The organism is Bifidobacterium sp. 7101 (assembly GCF_000499285.1).
Lineage (GTDB): Bacteria > Actinomycetota > Actinomycetes > Actinomycetales > Bifidobacteriaceae > Bombiscardovia > Bombiscardovia apis_A.
Genome location: NZ_AWUN01000001.1, coordinates 133,801 through 152,576 on the forward strand (window position 1 = coordinate 133,801; position 18,776 = coordinate 152,576).

Here is an 18,776-nt window from a genome sequence, read left to right on the forward strand (position 1 = left end):
GGGTCGTCGGGCCGGGCATCCCCTTCAGGTCATCCGGTCGACTGTCTACGATGGTTCTCGAGTCATTCGATGCTAGTTTTACAGAACAGTATACAAAGTCATTGGCTATAATTCCGCTATTGATATGCGCCTCCGGAGAAAAGGGCCAACTATGGACAGAACAGGGAGGTCTGCATGAGTGAACGGAATCATAATGAGGTTTTGGTTGCTGATTTTCCGGGTCACGGAATGCGCGAGCGGTTGGCTGTCTACGGGTTCTTCATCATCATGGGCATCGGCACTTCGGCATGGATTTCTCGACTGCCAACAGTCAAGGCCAGCCTTGGTCTGCAGCCTTCGGGCCTGGCTCTGATGACCATCCTTGGCGGCTGCGGCGCTCTGGTCGGTATGCTGGTCTCAGGGGTTCTGACCGATCGGCTGGGTGTGCGTCGGGCCATGCTGCTGGCAGCCTCCACCTGGTGTCTGGGCATGATAATCGCGGCATTGGCCGTCACTCTGCGCTCAGTGCCTGGGGTGGTTCTAGGGCTGCTCTTTAATTCGGCGGGGATCAGCCTCTGGGGAACGGTCAACACCGTCGAGGCCGGCGCAGTGGAGCGCTTCTCCTCTCGGTCCATAATGCCGCGCTTCCACGCCTCATATAGCCTGGGCATGTTTCTTGCCTTGGGACTGGGCTCGCTCCTGTCTCATCTGGGTGTGGCCATAGGTGTGCATCTGGCGGTCAATGCGTTGATTAGCCTGGCTCTGGTGGTCGTCTGCGTCCTGCTCTGCCCGCCTCAGCCTCTAGGGGATTACAAGGGCGTCACTGACGACGAACGCTCGGATCGGCAGGCGAGGTCGGCGCAATCGTCCGCCTTTGGCAAGCAGTTGGCGGCCTGGGGCGATGCACTGGTTCTCATGCTTGCTCTGATCAACGTGGCCCTGGAGGCCAGCGAGGGTGCCGTCAACGACTGGAGCGGGATTGGCCTGGTTGATGCTTTTGGTGTTCCTGAGTCTCAAGCCGGTCTTGCTCCCACGATCTTCGCTGCAGCCATGATTGTCTCAAGGTTGCTGGGGACGCATCTGATCGAGCGACTGGGAAACATGCGCTCGTTGGTCCTGACCCTCCTGGTCTCGGCTCTGGGCATCCTGGTCTACGCCCTTTCGCCCTCTTTTGTCTTTAGCCTTGTGGGCACTGGAATCTGGGGTGTCGGAGCTGCCCTGGGCGTGCCAATCGTCACTACTCTGGCAACCAAGGATCCAGCTGTGGCGGCCCAGCGTGCTTCGGTCATCTCGACTGCCTACTACGGGGTCTCTTGGATCATTCCCCCGGCTATCGGATTTCTGGCCGACCATACCGGTGTCCGGCCGGCGCTGCTACCTTTGGCGTTCTTGCTGGCGGCGGTTACCCTCTTGGTGCCCACGGTGTCCAGACTCACTCGGGAATGATGCTCTTCGGTTGGCAAAAATCCGCCAACCGGTTGTCGGACGAAGTGCAGTCTTTGGGCAGATACTCGGATGCAAACAGTCGTTCCCAAATATTGCCGTACAAGTCAGTGAATTTTATGGCCACAGCAGCCAGTCGGCACCGGCCCTGAGAATCGCCTTAGGTCAGATGGATGCCTTTCCCTGCCAGGTTCTCCAAGCACTCCTTCAGATAGGCTGCATCGTGCTCGGGATAGATGGGGTCCGTCAATGGAATTTCAGCCAGATTCTCGTAGGGAGGGCAGTGCCTACCGCGGTAGAGCGGGTCATACCAGGCAGGATCGGGATGGTAGCCGCGCTCGCGCATCGTTGTCATGACCAGCAGATGAAATTGAAAGAGCTTGTATGGACAGTGGTGGAAGACATAGTCAACGGTTGCATGCCGTCGACCCCAACCCAGGCCCCGCAGTGCGGTGATCTCCCGATGCTGGCCCAGCAGCTGCTGTCTGGGAAGCAACGGAATCAGATCCTGATGCCACAATCGCATGACCGACCCCCCCCCCTTGGGGTCATAGATAACCCCTCCTTCAGACTAGCTGCTTGCATCACTGTGAAGCGGACTAGCAGAAGGAGGGGTCCCGGTAATCTCTTGCTGCAATTCCTTACTGGGCGATGAATCCGCCATCCACAACGAATTCAGCACCCAGCGCGAACTTGGATTCGTCGCTTGCCAGATAGACGCATATCTCGCCGATGTCCTGGGGTTCGCCGATATGGCCTAGGGGCGTCAGCTTGCTCATCCTGTCTTCAAGGCTCTGGCTGATCAGAGGGGTCTTGATGAATCCAGGATGGACCGAGTTAACGCGAACGCCATAGCCGTTGTTGGCGGAATCCAGGGCTGCGGACTTGGTCAGCAGTCTGGTGCCGCCCTTGCTGGCGTTGTAGGCACCGGCACGGCTCAGGCCCACGAAGCCCTCGATGGAGGAGATGTTGATGATGGATCCGCCGCGGCCCTTCATGACCCTCATACCATGCTTGGTGCCCAGGAAGGTTCCGTTCAGGTTGATGGCGATGATCTTCTTCCAGTCATCGTAGTTTTCCTCGTCCATGGTGACGCCCTTGTCGCCGATGCCTGCATTGTTGACCACAGTGGTCAGCTGGCCCAGCTCCTTTTCAACGGTGTCGATGGTGGAGACCCACTGGTCCTCATCGGTCACGTCCAGGGTGTGGAAGACGACCTGCCCGGGGTGCTCCTGCATGAGGCTGCGGGAGGCATCGCTCTCCTTGATGTCGGTAAGGGCCACCTTGGCTCCCTCACGGACGAAGCATTCGGCGATGCCCACGCCCATGCCGCCGGTTCCTCCGGTGATGATGGCTACCTTACCTTGTAGACGATCAGTCATATCCACTCCTTTATAGAGATGTGCTGTCGTATTCCATCCTATGGGATGGCATGCCCACGCTACCGGTCAATGAATCCCAGTCCAAGCAGGAAGGCCCGGGTCTGCATGGGATCCTTGAATACTGCGGTGTTGCCTAGGATCCGCTTGCAGACATCGCCCATTTCCCGACGTATGGCCGAACGAATCCGGTCTGGATCGCGCGACCCCCCCAGCATGACCGTCAGCTCATCCCACTGATTGCGAAACGCCTTCAAGGACTCAGGAAGATCCTCGCCATCTTCCAGGGCCCGGGCGAGTCTTGTCAGCTGGGGCACCAAGCGGCCTGGCAGAACGAAGAGACCCTGGGCTTCTATTAATCCTATGGGCTCCTGCTTGATGGCATAGAACTCAGGATGGACGTGGAAGATGCCGTCCGGATACTGCTCGCTGACTCCGTTGTTGCGCAGAATCAGGTTCATCTCGTATCCACGGTCAGTGATGAGTACGCTAGGCGAGAGCGCTGATTGACGGCGATGGGGGCCCTGTGGGCGGATGTTCAGAGCTTCGTCGGAGTAATCGATCCAGCCACGCCGGATCAGGTCGCTTATCTCGATGATGTCCTCCCGATCACGACCTATCAGGCGGATGGCCGTGCCTGGCCAGTCCGGAATTTCGATCAGAATGCCAGACATGCCAGGCAAGGACATGGCCATCCTGGCTGGAGCCTTATGTAAGGGCAGAATCTCTCCTCCGCCCTGGTAGTGGTCGTGGGCCAGCACCGATCCGCCGATTCCCGGCAGAGCGGCATTGCATCCAAGGAAGTAGTCTGGGAATCGATCCACGAAGTCCAGAAGGTTGCCGAAAGTCTCTCGGTCCACACGCATGGGCCTATGCTCTGCATTGACGCAGATGCCATGCTGGTCAAAGTAGCCGTAAGGAGAGAACTGCCAGAACCAGGGATGACCGCCAAGGGTTACGCCTAAAGTGCGTAGGGTGCTCCTGCCCCGTCCTGCGAAACCCTCGTTGGCTCTGCATATGGTGCATGCCGGGTAGCCGCTGCCCACCCGATTGCCGGCTGCGGCCTTGGCCATGGTGCGGAACTCGGGTTTGGCCTGGTTGATGGTGATAATAAGGCCTTGGGATTCGAACCTGGGGTTGCGATCCAGGCTGGCTTTTTTGATGTAGGTCGATGCGATTCCGTAATCATAGAGCCAGCGCATGGCGGCCATGGATCCCTCTTCTGCCTCGACAGCGGCGAATCTGTCGGCCACCTGGGATGGGGAACGGGTGATCTGGCCCATGAGGCGATCAGTGACGGCTGCATCCTGATCAGCTGTGAATACACCTGCCTCGTGGGCATCCCTGCAAAAAGTCGTCAGCAGGTCGGTGATCTCTTCGGCTGTGGAGCCTTGGCTGGTCGATTGTTGCGTGGAAGCTCGGTCGCTAGGAGTATAGGAGTCCAAATCCAACAGTGCCAGCAGACGGTTGCGCGTCCAGTCCGTGTCGCGTTCATCCAATTCCAGATGCCGGCGGGCAAAGTCCAGAAGGGCATCCAAGTCTGCATCCAGGGCAGGTTGTTTTTCAGCTGCCCGAGGGTCGATCCGAGAGCTCATCTGGTGGCCTCCATGATTTGCCCGACCATGCTGGCAGTCTGATCTGTGGATTTTTCCATCTGACGGGCCAGGGTCACCTGGGTGCGGCAGCGCACCAGATTGTGCTCAGGATAGGCGACGGCGAAGTAGGTATCCCCCTGCAGGTAATCGGTCAGGAATCGCATGCCGCATTCCTCGGTCATCAGCAAGGCGCTCAGGGGAAGCAGACTGGCCTCCCGATCGGTGATGCTTGATCGGACGGCCCCGATGAACCCTTGGGCGTAGGCCTGGAAAAGAGTGGTGTCAAAGTGAACCTTTTCCAAGTCCTGCTCGTCCTCCAGCGCAGTGGAGGCCCCGAAGCGGATGGCATCACCGAAGTCGAAAAGCATGGAGCCGGGCATGATTGTGTCCAGATCGATGATCGCTCGGGCTCGGCCGGTGGTCTCGTCCATGAGGATGTTGTTGAGCTTGGTATCGTTGTGGGTCACCCGCAGGGGGATGGTCCTATCTGCCAGTCCCTCCATCACGGTGTCGTAACGGTCTGCGCGCTGTCGGAAGAAATCAATCTCCTCCTGGCATTCCTTGGCCCGGCCTCTGCGGTCATCCTCGATGGCGGTCATCAGATCACGGAAGCGTTTGGGCGTGTCATGGAAATGGGGGATGGTCACGTTCAACTGGGAGGCATCGAAATCGGCCAGATAATTCTGGAACCGCCCGAAAGCGTCTCCGGCGTTGCGGAAGACCTGGGGGTTGGGCACCATCTCGTAGGATCGGGTGTGCTCGATGAATTTGTAGACCCGCCAGGCCCCTTGGTCGTCTTGGTACCATGAGGCGCCCTGTTTGGTGGGTACGATGTCCAAGGTCTCCTGCCCCTGCGAGCGTAGGAAGTCGGTGACCAGCTCAATGTTGTGCATCAGGGCAGCAGTGTCGGGGAAAACGGTTGTGTTCATCTTTTGCAGGATGTACCGGTGCCGGTCGGTTCTGGCCAGGTAGGTGACATTGATATGTCCGTTGCCGTAGGGCGTGACGTCCTCCAGGCTGCCCTCCATAGCGAAGTGTTCTGCCACCTGACGCAGCGCGCTCTCATTAATCTTCATGGTCCCTCTTTTCCGAAGGCAGCGGTTGCCAGACTATGGCCGAGGGGCCCAGGTTAAGGTCTCGGCTTGTTCCACCGGGAAGACGGATCTCAGTCCTCTGCTCCATTTCGCTGTTGTTGATCACGCAGAAGGTTCCAGCCTGAGGAAAGACGGCCACCTCGCATTCAGGATTGTCGCTGCTCCACTCACGGTACTGCTTCTCCTTGTGGGCCGCCCAGAACAGGGCTCGTTCCAGCAGGCGGGCGTTGACTGCCGAATAGGGCAGTCCAGACAGATAAACTCCGCGTCCGCTGCCGTAGTCACGCACCGCCAACTGGACCTGACCGTCATCAGCCCTGAGCAGGCCTGTTTGTCCATCGATGGGGTAGGTGTCGAGAATCGGGTGACCGAAGTCAGCAGGGGCATTCCCTGGAAGGTCATGGGTGATGAAGTGGTCTTGGATGGGTGCGGAGAAGTGTTTGTCCACGGAAAGCGTCCGATAGCGCTCCTGATCCACGCCGAAGATGTCAGCCAGCTGGAAGAAGCGTCCCTGCCAATCCAGAGCCGTAGGTTGCCCGACTCCGATCAGACCGCCACCGTTTCCCGTCCATGTGCGCAGGATCCGGACCAGCTCGGGGTTCTTCCATACTGTTCCGCCGCTGAAAGCGGTGCCTTCCGGCCCGCCGCAGATGATGACGTCGATGTCTGGATCAACGCCCTGACTCAGCAGATCGTCAAAGCTGATGAAGCGGACAGAGACCCGCATGCCGGAAAGGGCTTCCAGGATGCCGTAATAGGAGGCAGTCTGTTGGTTGGGCAGGGCGTGGGCCACGGTGTAGGCCATCCAGGAGCGCATGGCTCCCCAGGAGTTGAGCACCGCCACGGTCAGCTGGGTGGCGGCAGGGCGGCTGCCTGTGTGCCGGTGCAAGTCACGGAACTCCTCCGCAATAGCTGCAACGGTGTCCACAAACTTGGGGAACTTTATAGCCAACGAAGGATAGCCGCCGTAGCCCATGCGCGATATGGGGCTGCGCAGAATGGCCCGACGGGCTTTCCTCCAGTTGTCCAGGCCCTCGATGCTGGGGTCGTTGCCCTCATGGAAGGTGTCTGGGAAGAAATATGGAAGGAAGCGTCCCTCGGTGTACCGAACCCCAGGTATGTCGGCAATCATGCGCAGGGTGGTTCCGTCGCCGACCGAACCGACCACTGCATCCAGTTTAAGGTCGGAGAACCCGGGCCGATAGGGTTCGGTACCGATCCACTGGTCGCCTAGGAACATCATGGCTTCCTTGCCCGCGGCGTGGGTCATGTCGACCATGGTGGCCACATTGGCCCTTACAAAACGGCTGATGAAATCCATCCAGTCGCGCTGTGTTTGCGTGGGGACCAGGAAGGAGGAATTGTAGGAGCCGTCCCTAACGAAGTCCTCGGCCCGTGGACGGTATCCATATTCTTGTGAGAAATCCTCGAGGGCTCTAGGGCTGACCGTACAGGCGTATCCCAGCCAGTCGACGATCTTTTCCTGCTGATGCTGGTCGTAGAGCAGCGTGAATTGGTAGAAGAAGGTGGTGAATCGAACCACGTCGGTGGAAGGGTTGTCCCTCAGCCATCGGGCGAAGGCCTTCATGGCGAAGTCGCGGGTGGCGGGGTGGTAGATGTCCAGGGGAATCTGGTGCTCCCGATCGCCCCAGTTGTTGGTCAGGTGGTTGTACATCTCCACAGGATCCCAGATGATGCGAGCCAGGAAAGTGACCGTATATTCATGCATGGGCATGGCGCCCTCGATGTGGACGCGGTCCAAGTCAGGGTCAAGATTCCAGGATTCGTCGGGCAACACCGCACCGGTGGTCCGGTCGATCACCTCCCAATATCGGTGGGGGTCGTCGTCGCGGTTGGGGGTGAATTGCTGGTCGAAGAAGCCGGCCATCAGATCGATGTCGACCCGTCCATTCTGAGCCAGGACCCGATCCGTCAGCAGAAAGACCTGAGGCGTCTCGTCCATATGCTCGCGGATCCACTCGTTGTAGCCCCTGGCTGGGAAATAGGCGCTATAGACTTTTTTCCCCAGTCCAAGCAGTTCCTTGTCTAGACTGGTGCCGTCGGAGTTGCGGATGGCATCCGCCCCCCACCTTCGGCAAAGCTCCTCGGTTTGTTTGACAAAGTGCTCCTCGCCAGGCAAGGTGAATCGGCCTGTGGTGCTCATATATCAACATGCTCCTTCGCGGATGGATGAATTGGTTGGTGGATGAGCCTCAGCCCTTGACAGCGCCGGCGGCAAGACCGGCCTGCCAGAACCGCTGCAGGCACAGGAAGAGAATGATGACCGGCAGCACCCCCAGCAGGGCCCCCATCATCAGAGCGCCTCGGTCGTTGAAGGTAGGCAGGGAAACCATGCCGTACAGACCCAGGGTCACTGGGTAGAGTCCCTCGCTGGAGAGCATCATCAGTGGCAGCAGGAAGTTGTTCCAAGTCGCCACGAACAGGAAGAGGAAGATGGTCACCATGGCCGGTGCCAGCAGTCTGAGGACAATGGTGAAGAAGATGCGCGCTTCCCCGGCTCCGTCGATTCTGGCTGCTTCCAGCAGTTCAGTGGGCACTGAGCTCTGCGCATACACCCTTCCCAGGAAGAATCCGAAGGGCGAGACCGAGCAGGGGATGATGATGGACAGCATGGTGTTGTCCAAATGCAGGGCCTGGAAGATGGAGTACTGAGGAATGGTCATCAGCGCGGCAGGCATGAGCAGGGAGGCCATGACAACGGCCATCGCTATGCCCTTCCCGCGGAAGTTGAACTTGGCTGTTCCATAGCCGGCCATGACCGAGACAATGGTTCCGATCACTGCGGATACGCCCGAATAGATCAACGAATTGGCAACCCACTGCCAGAATCTGGCATGTGTCCAGCCCAGCAGCTTGCTGTAGTTGGTGGCAATGGCGTCGGGTAGGTCCTTGAGGCTCGATGCGAACCAGATGCCATTGCTGCCGATCAGCTGGGAAGGCGACTTGGTAGAGGCGATGACAGCCCAATAGATAGGGAAGAGGAAGTAGATCAAGGTGATGATCAGGACGGCCACGGTAATGATTTTGGCCAGGTGGGAAGGGCGCATGGAACGTGGCAGTTCCTGGGTGGATCCGGCTTTTGAGTGAAAGATGCTCATTATTCGTTCACCTTCCTTTCAATCCATGCGTAGAGGAAGGCCAGAACGCCGGCAATCAGGGCCATGACGATGGCAATGGCCGAGGCTGGTCCGTTGCCCTTGGGGGTTAAGGTCCCACGGGAGGTGTTCATGGCCATCATCATGGGCGTGAAGGAGTTGGAGATGCCTGGATCGGCTGTCTGCATGACCTGGGGCTCGTTGAAGAGTTGGATGGTGCCGATGATGGAGAGCAGCATGGCCAGCAGGGCGGCGCCGCGCACATTGGGCAGCTTGATGTGCAAGGCGATCTGCAGACCGGTGGCCCCGTCTATGCGGGCCGCTTCGTACAGATCGTGGGGAATGGCCTGCAGGGCTGCTAAGAAGATGAGCATGTTGTATCCGGTGAAGGTCCAAGTGGTGATGTTGGCCATGGATGCCAGGACGACCTTGCCGGCGAAGAAGTCTACGGTGATGCCTATGGAGGATAGGCCCTTGACGATGGGTGAGATCTGCGGGTTGTAGAGGAAGACCCAGATGATGGATGCGACAACTCCGGGGATGGCATAGGGCAGGAAGTAGCCTAGACGGAATGGGGTCACGTGCTTGACCATGTAGGAATCCAGCACCATGGCCAGGGCCAGGGCGGCGATGATCATGATGGGCACCTGGATCAGGGTATAGATCAGCACACGGCCGATTCCCGACCAGAAGGCGGCCGAGGTTACCACATACCTGAAGTTGGCCAGACCCACGAATTTATTGACCATGGTTCCGCCCCCGTAGGCGCCGCCACCCGAGGCGACGTCCTGGAAGAAGCTGGAATAAATGGCATAGATGATAGGGATGATGAAGACCACGATGAACAGGATGCCGAAGGGGGCCATGAAAGCCCAACCCGTGCGTTCGGCACGTTTCACCGCATCCGAGCGTCCCGCCCTGCCTGGTCGGGCAGCTGACGACCGCCGTGTAGCACTCATTCTGGGTACACCTGTCCTTGTCTTAAAGAGAAAATGAGATTATGGCCGAGCATGCTTGGGACCCGAAACACGTTCACCGGCTTCGGGTCCCAAACCTCGGGAATGGTCCCGCTCGGCCCTGATGGCGTCGATTACTTGGCGACGGCCAGGCCGTAGTCCTTGAGGGTGGCTACAGAGGTGGTCTGTGCCTGCGAGAAGATGTCAGCAACCTTGGCCTGCCCGGTGGCAGCCTTGGCGGCAGTTTCTGTCATGGCCGCAGCTACCGAGGAGAAGCCAGGCATGTAGGTGAAGTCGCCCATGTTTTTGTTGGCGGTGGCGAATTCCTTCATGAGGTCCTGATCGCCGAAGAAGGATGACCAGCTCTCGGGGGTCTTCGCTTCCTCGGTTGTGGCGGCCAGTACCAGACCTTGGGAGGTCAGGTCCTTGACCTGTGTGTTGAACCAGTTGAGGAACTCCATGGCCTGTTCAGGATGCTTGCTGCCTTTGAGCACAGCGACGCCGGATCCGCCGTCGGGGCTGGATTTGCCTGAATTACCGAACCAGTCGCCCAGCTGGGCTACGCGCCATTCACCCTTGCCGGTATCGCCCATGGTGTCAACGATGAGAGGTGCCTCCCAGGCGGAGCCCACAGTACCGATCAGCTGGCCGTTCTTGAGCGAGGCATCGAAAGAGGGGTCCCAGCGTGGATTGGTTGGAGCAGCCTTGGCATCCAGCAGCTGCTGATAAACGTCGGCCACCTGCTTGGAGCCGTCGGTCTGGGTGTCCACCACCCAGGCATCGTTCTTCACGGTGTACCAGGGCTTGGTGGCACCGGCCAGGCCTGGCATCATGTTGCCGGCCTCGTCGGGCTGGTAGGACATGATGTACTTGCCCTGTGCAGCCGCCTTCTTGGCGGTTTCGATCAGTTCGTCCTTGGAAGTGGGCACTGAAATGCCCAGCTTGTCAAATTCGGCCTTGTTGTAGAAGTAGACCAGCGGGCCAGTGTCCTGCGGCAGGCCGAACATCTTGCCATCAATGCCCATAAGCTTGTATGCACCGGGGGAGAAATTGTCCTTGTACTTGGAAGCTTCGGCACTCACGTCCTCCAGCATGCTCTTGGTATAGACCTCCGGCAGCTCGGCATAGCCCACTTGGGCCAGATCCGGTGCGTTGCCGGCCTTGACATCGGTCTCCAGCTTCTTGATCATCTCGGCTGACTTGCCGTTGAACTTGGTTGCCTTGACCTGAATGTTGGGGTGGGACTTGTTCCACCGCGCGACGATGTCATTGACGGGGGTCATGTTCGGTTTGTCCGGTAGCCGATGCAGGTAGGTGATCTGCACTTTTTCGTCCGACTTGGAAGACTCGCTTTCAGATGAGGACTTTGACGCCCCCGATGAACCGCAGCCCGACAGGGCGATGCTCAGGGCCGCCAGCGACGTCACCGCAGCGAGTAGTCGTTTCCCTTCAGATATCATTTCCCGCTCCTTTACGGTAAATGGCCGTCGTCGTCACCAGACGACCAGTTTCAGATTAACACATTAGGTCTAATTGTCAACACTATTTACAATTCATGGATCGGTCTTCCCTGCCTGGGCACCAAATCAATTCGCCGTCATGGTCTTGGTTTTGCTGCCTTAATGTCGGTCATGGCTGTCAGTGTTTACTTGTTGATAAATCTGTATCAGCTGTAATTGCATGTTAGAGATGCGAAAAGGGGCGGCGGGGTATAAGACCTCGCCGTCCCTTTCAGTCCGAGTTGCTGTTATTAGTTAACTTCGTTTCCCCTGACTGCGCCTGGTCAGGAGGAGACCAGTTGTCAGTCCGAGCATAACTACGACCAGCAGGGAGGTCACCGCGACGCCTGTCGCCGATAGCCATCCGTCCTGCCCGTGAGCATTGGGATAGGTTGGCTTCTGCTGTATATTCCCCTTGCCGCCGCCGAGGCCAGAACCATTGCCTGTGCCGGTGATCGGATTCTTTCCGGTATCTGATCCGGTGCCGATACCACCTATGCCTGTGCCTCCTGTGCCGGTTCCGGGCATTGCAGGCTGAAGCTTGCTGATGGCCGTCTGCAGATTGGCAGCCGCCAAGGCAACCTGATAGGCCGTGGCCTGCTCGTCGGCCAGCACCTGCTTGGCTGCGGCCAGCTTATCCTGCAAGGTCTTCCAGCTGTCCGGAGTGTAGTCGGCCTCCTTGAGTCCGGCAGCCTGATTCACCAAATCCTTCAGCTCGTCCTTGTCTACAGGTTCCGCCAAGGTCGGCAGGGTGCAATCGGTGGTCAGACGGAGCTCAGCTGCTGATACATAATGGTTGGTTTCCGAGCTGCTTTGGCCTGTGGTCTCAATTGCGGTCAGTCTGACTCTGATCACATTGGATACCGGGGTGAAGGAGATCTTCTGCCAGGTAGTCTGCGTGTCGAAGGTGCCGGTTATCTCTACCGGCTCCGACTGCCCGCTACGGGTCAGAGTGATCTTGTAGCCTTTGATCTTGCCATTGACCGAATCGCCGCCCGGCCGGGGGAGGTAACGCAGTCCATTGACAGTGGTGGGCTCTTGCAGGTCGAATTGATACCAGGCAGAGCCGTCCTCAAGGGCGTTTGCACCCCACTTGGTGTGCCAGTAGGTTGAGGGCTTGCCGTCCTGGGCGTACTCCTTGGGTCCCTCGACGCCGCCGGCATCGGGCTGTTCGCTGCCCGCGCTGACTGCATACTTATCCTTGGCTATGTCGCAGGCATCGCTTGCTTGCGACCCAGGCGCTGTGGCCATGTAGTCCTCAAGAGCCGTCAGGATTCCGTAGGCATGTGACCAGTCCTGCGGTCCCGAGCCGTCCTTTTCAATCAATAGGCGGGCCTGATCCACCGTATGCAGGTAGGTCAGCCAAGCCTGGTCACTGTACTTTGCACGGCTGTCGTCGAAGCGGTCCCGCACCTGCTTGAGCTTGGCTCGAGCCTCTTCCTGGGTCTTGGACGTGTCTGGAAGCCGCTCGATGCGCAGGTTATCCAGGACAAAGTCCTGGTACCCTCCGAAGTTGGCCGCATCGCCAGATGTTCCCTGGCGGTCGGGTGCCTTGTCGGTCGAGTAGATGCCGAACCAGGAGGCATCCCGAGGTCCGCCAGTCAGATCGAATTGGTAATGGGCCGTGGTGCCCAGGGCCTTCTCCAAGGGTTTCAGCTGGGTGCGGGCCGGGTCGAACTCGCCCTGCCCTATGGCCAGAGCGTAGGATCCGGTGGAACCGGCCTGGTAGTCAAAGGAGATTCGGTAGGTGGCTCCGGTCAGGAACCGGGCATTCTGCGGAATGGTCTGGTAGACCAAGGTGTTGCGTTCAGTAAGTCCGTTGATCTTGACCGACCAATCTCCTTGCAGCACATCGTCCATCTTCTTGACGTCCCAGCCCGCCTGAGTGTAAGGGGCGTGAAGCTCGGACAAATGGACGCGGTTGTCTTCCACGCCCTCTGCGCCCGAAACCACAAAGGGCCATATGCCTTGGGCGTTGTGCTCGAAGTCATTGGTCAAGGTCTTCACGCCACCATCTGCGTCGGTTTCCAGACCATTGTATTCGTTCTTCACAAGGCGCAGATTGTCGAAGTAGGCAGATCCGTCACCTTGGTGGGACAGTGCCAGAACCGGATTGCCCTGATCCGGCGCTGTGAAGAAGACATACATGTTCTGGAAGAAGCTGCTGCCGTCTACAGTGGCGCAGTTGGTGTTGTGGGGATCGGCCTGCACGAAGTTCCTGGCCAGGCTGCGTCCAGTGGAGTTGGCAGCCAGTACCTGGTCACCGTTGCGGACCTCCAGGCGTGCCTGGCCGTCACTGCGGTTATCCACGCCCACATAGAGGGCATAACGTGCACCAGGCTCCAGATCCTTTATGGTCTGTGACGATTCGACTCGGCCATCCAGCTTGAGCATAGGATTGCTGGAAGCGCTTTTGACGATGGTGGCGCTCCCGGAGCCCTTGGTCTGCCAGTTATCCTCAAGGCTTTTCTTGCCGCCGTTGAAGCCTGTGTCGACCAAATGGGAACCTGTGCTCCAGGCGATGTCCGGATTGGCTGAGGTCCCGCGATGAACCACATAGGGGGTTCCCGCTTTGGCGTTCAGAGTGATCTGTCCGTTGACTACAGGTATATCCAATGGGTCGGTCTTGCCCTGGTCGCTCAGTCGGTAAACCTTGACTGTAGACAGATTGTTCCAGGAGTCGGGCAGCGTCCAGGTGGTCGTGCCGCCGCGGGTGTTCCAGTGATAGAGCTTCTGGTCGTTCGTAGACAGGGGCTTGCCTGTCTTGGCATCCCAGAGCCATGGCAGCAGGTAGGACTCAGTGCCTTGGCCACTGCCGTCTCCGGGCGAGACCGCTCCCTGCAGGATGGTTCTACCGTCCAAGGTAATGGTGCGCTCGCGGTAGGCGGACGATGACTGGTCATTGGATCCACGGTCGATGATCACTTGATGGCCCAGGTCGTCCTTCAGGATTATCCGCTCCTGGCCGTTGTTGGCTGAAGGATCCTTAGGAGACTGCTGATCCAAGGGATTGTTGACCCAGCGAGTCACTTTGAAGTGCTGGATGAACTTGGTGGACAGATCATGGGTGTAAAGGTTGGCTATGTAGGCATCGTAATCGTTGCGGCCCTGCCAGCCTTCGAAGTCCTTCATGCTGTAGCCGCCTAGGAGAGGAGCATTGGCTGCGCCGCCGTAAGAGGGGTAGTCGCCGTCCCAGCTGTCCTTTTGGTGGTTGCGAAGGAAACGCATGACTTGGGAGTTCTGTCCCTTGCTGGTGTAGCCTCCGTAGGTCAGATCAGCCGCCCAGTGCTGGAAGGAGGCGTCATATTCGTTGGCTGCGCCGAATTCGGTGGCCACTCGCCAGCCGTTGTCGGTAATCATCTTCGAGAGTTTGCGGGTTTCCCAGGAGTCTTCGTTGCCGGAGGTCTGGTTGCCCCAGACGTCCACGTAGACGAAGTCCAGATTGTCGCCCACCTTTTTCTTAAGTTCTCCGAACCTGTTTTGGCGGGAACCTGAGGCCAGGTCATGGATGCCGTCGATGCCGACAGCTTGGTCAAGCCAGTTCCAGCCGTATTGCAGGCTGCCGTCAGACCGGCGGCGAACCAGATCCTCGTTGAAGGCCTTGGCCTCCGGGTACATCTCGTCGGCGTTGACATGCACACCGAAGCGGGCACCGTACTTGGCTCCCTCCTTCATCAGGGTGTTCATGTCTTTGGCGCCGCCCATCCGGGTGCCGATGTCTCCGTAGTCTGGATGGCCTGAATCATGTCCCTCGTTGGCGTAGCCCTTGAGCAGGACGGACTGACCCAGCCCATCGGTGTTGAGGTCCACCTTCTTCACATTGTCCAAAGTACTAAGGAAAGGATTCTGGGCCTGGCTTCCGAAGTTCATGGCAATACGCCAGGAAACCAGATCAGGCACCTCCTGAGCCCCATAAGGGTTGTTCATGATGGCTCGGTAGGCGATGGCCCCGTCCTGCCAGTCGACCCTGCCGTCCTGATTTTCGTCGCCTGTGATGGCCACGGCCATCTTGGGCATTTCGGTCTGCTCAACAGTGAACGCGCGGTTCTTGGAGTCCCGAACCTGACGATGGTAGTACCAGGCAGGGCTGGACAGTCCGAGGGATGTCGATCCATGAACGCTGCTGACGTCTGTGAGCACGCGAGTGTTCCGAGCGCCTCCGGACATTGAGCTGCCCGCCGTAGTGCCGTCATGTTCGCTGTTGCTCCATAGTCCTGCGCTCAGTGATCCTCCCGAGACGAATCCATAGGCGTAATCAGACCTGTTGGGATCAACTGTGGTGTCGTCAGTGACAGGGAAGGTTGTGTCGCCGGGTACCTGGGTATTCGAGGACATGCGTGCACCAGTGAATTGAGCTCCGTCCTGGTCGCTGCTGACGGATACCAAATCCTGTCCGGGCAGGGCTATGGTCTGGATGGGATGGTCTTCTCCGGCAGCGTTTTCGATCTTGGTAATGTCCAGGTGTAGGGTGTTGGCCTTGAGCCAGAGGACTGCTGTTACGGTGGCATCGATGTTCCGGTCGGGTTTTTGGGCGCGAAGCTGGTAGGTGGCCTTGTCTGTTCCTTGCTGGGTGAAAGTCACGTCCGAATCAGTCAGATCCATGTCTGTGCCGTTGATGTTCAGACGACGCAGATCCTCATGTCGGCCGTACATGACCCTGTTGTCCAGTTTGGTCATGGTGTATTGAACCACAGATGGGAAGTGCTTTCGGACCTGCACGCTCATCTCGGGGGTACTCAGGGTGACCTTGGCCTCTGGGGTGGCTTTGTTCAGTTGCAAGGATCCCAGGTCCAGGTCGGCACGGTCCACCTGTATGTCCTTAGTGATGTCCTCGTAGCCCTGTTTGCCGATCTGTAGGGTGTATTTGCCTGATTTGATCTGTTGCAGGGTGAAGGCGCCTTCGGCGTCTGTCAATGTCGAGGCTCCCGTCATATGGACCTTGGCCCCGGCGATGGCTCCGCCGTCTGTATCGACGATTCGTCCGGCGACCGAGTGCAGATCAGCCGGGTCTTCCTTGAGCTTGAGCTTGACTTCAGTGATCTGGTTCTGGTAGACGCCAGCCTTCATGGCCAATCTTCCGGTTAGCGCGCCAGCTATTGGACCGTAGTCGACATCCTCAAAGGCAGCGCGCCCGTCCACGGTGAGTCCGGCGCGCTGACCAGTCCAAGTGATTCCTATCGTGGTCGGGGTATCCTGGGCTGGTGCCGGAAGTCTGGTTCCCGTGTACCACTGGCCGTCCCCGCCGTAGCGCTGCCAGAACCAGCCGCCCGAGTCATAACCGATGAAGAGTCCGGAGTTGGGATTGCCATACCCGAGGTAGAACCCGAACCTGTTCTCAGTGCCAGGCTGGGGCGAGCTCATGGTCAAGGTCAGAGCTCCTGGGCTGGTGAAGTCGTAAGTGGTAGCGTCCAAAGCGATGGCCGGGTATTGTTCGCTGACCGTCGTGGAATTGCCGTTGGCGGCTGAGGCCTTGAAGCGCAGCCAGCCATTGGACTTTTCCAACACCTCGCCGCCTTTGGTGGTAGCGGAATCCAGGGTCCAATCGTGGTCTGCAGGATTGACGGGAGTGACCCGTGGATTGATACCAGCAGCTCTGGCTTTTGCTTTCGATCCTGTAGTCAGGATTGACGGGGCATTGGCCTGGTAGGGCTGACTCCCCGTGGCAGCGAAGGCCGGATCCGCGGCCCCTGCGGTGGCCAAGGCGAATACTGTCGCCAGGGTCATGGATATGATGCGTTTCATATTTTAGACAAGCCTCCTTGCCGTCTATGTGATGACGGACGACTGAACCATGAACAGAGGAAGAGGCCGCCCGGAATCTACCACGTCATTGTTTTGGTCAGAACGTCACGTCAATGTCAAATGTAAGTGTAGTAAAGATAATGTTATTGCACAAGTAGAGATGGGTTCAAAAATGAGGCTTGATTATTTGTATATGTAATTGTCATATTGTGACCGAAAGGTTCTTCGAAGCTGCATTTGCAGATTTTCGGTCGTCGATGCATATGGCTGAAGATCAGGTGAATGAACGATTCTTCTCTTATGGATTTATTGCCGCGGACGCGCTTAGACGTCGAGCAGATGGCGGTAGAGTTCAAGAGTTCATGATCCACAGGTCGGTCAAGATTGAGGTCGGTTATCGTGACAGGCGCCTGGCCCTCGCCGTCCTCCCTTGGTTCCTCTGCGGCCTGCGACGGCCCTATAACGGTAACGTGACCAAGATAGTAGTAGCGACGGTCTGCTGCCTCCTGTCGGCGCATGATGCAAAGCGGAATGTTGCGGAGTTCGCCAGTCGCAGGACTCGGTCAGGCGGTTTGAGTGGCCGCCTTTCGTGTACCCTTCAGAGGAATGATGCCCAGGAACAAGGCCGCTACCATGATCAGGATGCTCAGGCCGAACATGATGATGTAGCCGTGGGGCTGGTCAGCGATGGCGCCCCAGAAGAGAGCGGCGAAAGCCGAGGCCAGGGACCCCACCATCTGGATGCGTGCATAGATGTTGGTGTAGTCATACGAGCCAAAGACCGCTGTAACCAGGATGGGTGTCTGCACGGTAGTGCAGGCGTAGACCAAGCCGAAGGCAAAGGCTCCCAGCAGGAGGAGCACAGGCAATCCAGGGAAGGCGACCATGAGACAGACGCCGAGAATGCCACCGCTGACGCCCAGACAGAGACCGCCCACGATGCTGCCGTCGTTGACCATGCCCAGGATGATCTTACCGATAGCCTGGCCGGCCATGCAGGACGAGGCGATCAGTCCCGTGTAGGCCGCCATGGATGGCAGGGATGCCGCATAGGAGGGCAGGAACTGGTAGATGGTCTGATTCATGGTGATCAGACCACAGAAAAGCGCCAACGCCCAGAAGGCGGGGGAGCGCAAGGCCTGGGAAGCAGTCATACCCACGGTCGACGCTGCAGGATCTGGTCTCCTTTTGTCTTCACCCCCGAAGCCTGCGCTATTGGTGGCCGCCTCAGCTGCAGCAGACTCATTCTCGGTGGCGCCATAGGGATGCAGGCCCATTTGTTCGGGCGTGCCGCGAATGACGAAAATGGTGAAGGGCAGGGTGACCACCAGAATGAGAATGGCAAAGACCAAGTACCCCCGCCGCCATCCATCAGGGGCGGATCTGATGATCATGGTGCCTATCTGGTTGAAGATCACCCCGCCTATGCCGGTGAAGGCCATGCACAGACCGATGAAGAATCCAACCCGTTTGCGGAACCAGGCGTTGATGAGCGTCGGCACTGACAGATAGAGGATGGCCGGCATGCCGATTCCCAGAACAACTCCGCATAGATAGAACTGCCACATGGCGGATGATCGGGACATGCCCAGGCAGCCCAGTCCGGCCAGGATAGTGCTTGCCGTCAGGACGACGCGCAGATCGTAGCGGTGCATCAGCCATCCGGCCACTGGCAGGAAGATGACCATGGTGATGCTGAATATGCTGAAATACGCGGTGAATGTGGCCTTGGGAACATGGAAGTAGCTGCTGACAGGAGTGAAGAAGATGCCTGCACAACTGCAGACCAGCGATACCGGGATGGCCGTGAAGACGATGCCCGACAGCACGATCAGGTAGGGATAAACTGCCTGTTTTCGCGATGAGGGCTGTGTCGGTGTCGTCGACATGACTGCGACCTTCCTCTTGTGGAATCGGGACTGGCCAACTGCTGCTTGGTTTGTATGCTCCCATTGATCTGTGGCTCGTCTACT

Annotated in this window: 11 protein-coding genes; 1 reads left to right on the forward strand and 10 read right to left on the reverse strand. The window is 58.3% G+C overall.

Translation table 11 applies throughout. The features are described 5' to 3' along the window. Window positions 1-174: 174 nt before the first annotated feature. Window positions 175-1,425 (forward strand): MFS transporter, encoded by a 1,251-nt coding sequence (locus tag P272_RS0100500; protein ID WP_081708965.1) that lies wholly within the window; start codon window positions 175-177, stop codon window positions 1,423-1,425. A 157-nt stretch (window positions 1,426-1,582) separates the two neighbouring features. Here P272_RS0100500 and P272_RS0100505 read toward each other — a convergent pair whose 3' ends face one another. The 10 genes from P272_RS0100505 to P272_RS0100550 form a co-directional block, all read right to left on the reverse strand. Next, window positions 1,583-1,948: a TIGR02328 family protein gene (locus tag P272_RS0100505; protein WP_029677616.1), complete on the reverse strand. Its 366-nt coding sequence runs from the start codon at window positions 1,946-1,948 to the stop codon at window positions 1,583-1,585. A 115-nt stretch (window positions 1,949-2,063) separates the two neighbouring features. Further along, window positions 2,064-2,804, reverse strand: a complete 741-nt coding sequence (locus P272_RS0100510; protein WP_029677617.1) for an SDR family oxidoreductase — start codon at window positions 2,802-2,804, stop codon at window positions 2,064-2,066. A 59-nt stretch (window positions 2,805-2,863) separates the two neighbouring features. Beyond that, a complete protein-coding gene (locus P272_RS0100515; protein ID WP_029677618.1) occupies window positions 2,864-4,396 on the reverse strand; it encodes a galactose-1-phosphate uridylyltransferase in 1,533 nt (510 codons plus the stop codon). Beyond that, window positions 4,393-5,472 carry a phosphotransferase enzyme family protein gene (locus tag P272_RS0100520; protein ID WP_029677619.1) on the reverse strand — a complete coding sequence of 360 codons (1,080 nt, stop codon included), beginning with the start codon at window positions 5,470-5,472 and terminating at the stop codon, window positions 4,393-4,395. The genes P272_RS0100515 and P272_RS0100520 overlap by 4 nt, the downstream gene beginning before the upstream one ends. Beyond that, window positions 5,462-7,654 carry a 1,3-beta-galactosyl-N-acetylhexosamine phosphorylase gene (gene gnpA, locus P272_RS0100525; protein ID WP_029677620.1) on the reverse strand — a complete coding sequence of 731 codons (2,193 nt, stop codon included), beginning with the start codon at window positions 7,652-7,654 and terminating at the stop codon, window positions 5,462-5,464. The genes P272_RS0100520 and gnpA overlap by 11 nt, the downstream gene beginning before the upstream one ends. A 49-nt stretch (window positions 7,655-7,703) precedes the next feature. Beyond that, the gene (locus P272_RS0100530; protein WP_029677621.1) at window positions 7,704-8,609 is read right to left on the reverse strand and encodes a carbohydrate ABC transporter permease; all 906 of its coding nucleotides are present in this window, start codon (window positions 8,607-8,609) and stop codon (window positions 7,704-7,706) included. Then, entirely contained in the window at window positions 8,609-9,565 is a 957-nt protein-coding gene (locus P272_RS0100535) for a carbohydrate ABC transporter permease (RefSeq protein ID WP_029677622.1), read from the reverse strand. The genes P272_RS0100530 and P272_RS0100535 overlap by 1 nt, the downstream gene beginning before the upstream one ends. A 131-nt stretch (window positions 9,566-9,696) precedes the next feature. After that, a complete protein-coding gene (locus P272_RS0100540; protein ID WP_029677623.1) occupies window positions 9,697-11,022 on the reverse strand; it encodes an ABC transporter substrate-binding protein in 1,326 nt (441 codons plus the stop codon). Window positions 11,023-11,316: 294 nt separating this feature from the next. Beyond that, window positions 11,317-16,803, reverse strand: a complete 5,487-nt coding sequence (locus tag P272_RS0100545; protein ID WP_052323060.1) for an endo-alpha-N-acetylgalactosaminidase family protein — start codon at window positions 16,801-16,803, stop codon at window positions 11,317-11,319. A 563-nt stretch (window positions 16,804-17,366) separates the two neighbouring features. Beyond that, a complete protein-coding gene (locus P272_RS0100550; RefSeq protein ID WP_029677626.1) occupies window positions 17,367-18,692 on the reverse strand; it encodes an MFS transporter in 1,326 nt (441 codons plus the stop codon). Window positions 18,693-18,776 lie beyond the last annotated feature (84 nt).

What these genes read in the sequence shown, in the direction of transcription:
- P272_RS0100540 (WP_029677623.1), bottom strand. Translation starts at nt 11,022, where the DNA reads ATGATATCTGAAGGGAAACGACTACTCGCTGCGGTGACGTCGCTGGCG.
- P272_RS0100530 (WP_029677621.1), bottom strand. Translation starts at nt 8,609, where the DNA reads ATGAGCATCTTTCACTCAAAAGCCGGATCCACCCAGGAACTGCCACGT.
- P272_RS0100545 (WP_052323060.1), bottom strand. Translation starts at nt 16,803, where the DNA reads ATGAAACGCATCATATCCATGACCCTGGCGACAGTATTCGCCTTGGCC.
- P272_RS0100515 (WP_029677618.1), bottom strand. Translation starts at nt 4,396, where the DNA reads ATGAGCTCTCGGATCGACCCTCGGGCAGCTGAAAAACAACCTGCCCTG.
- P272_RS0100505 (WP_029677616.1), bottom strand. Translation starts at nt 1,948, where the DNA reads ATGCGATTGTGGCATCAGGATCTGATTCCGTTGCTTCCCAGACAGCAG.
- P272_RS0100500 (WP_081708965.1), top strand. Translation starts at nt 175, where the DNA reads ATGAGTGAACGGAATCATAATGAGGTTTTGGTTGCTGATTTTCCGGGT.
- P272_RS0100535 (WP_029677622.1), bottom strand. Translation starts at nt 9,565, where the DNA reads ATGAGTGCTACACGGCGGTCGTCAGCTGCCCGACCAGGCAGGGCGGGA.
- P272_RS0100520 (WP_029677619.1), bottom strand. Translation starts at nt 5,472, where the DNA reads ATGAAGATTAATGAGAGCGCGCTGCGTCAGGTGGCAGAACACTTCGCT.
- P272_RS0100550 (WP_029677626.1), bottom strand. Translation starts at nt 18,692, where the DNA reads ATGTCGACGACACCGACACAGCCCTCATCGCGAAAACAGGCAGTTTAT.
- gnpA (WP_029677620.1), bottom strand. Translation starts at nt 7,654, where the DNA reads ATGAGCACCACAGGCCGATTCACCTTGCCTGGCGAGGAGCACTTTGTC.
- P272_RS0100510 (WP_029677617.1), bottom strand. Translation starts at nt 2,804, where the DNA reads ATGACTGATCGTCTACAAGGTAAGGTAGCCATCATCACCGGAGGAACC.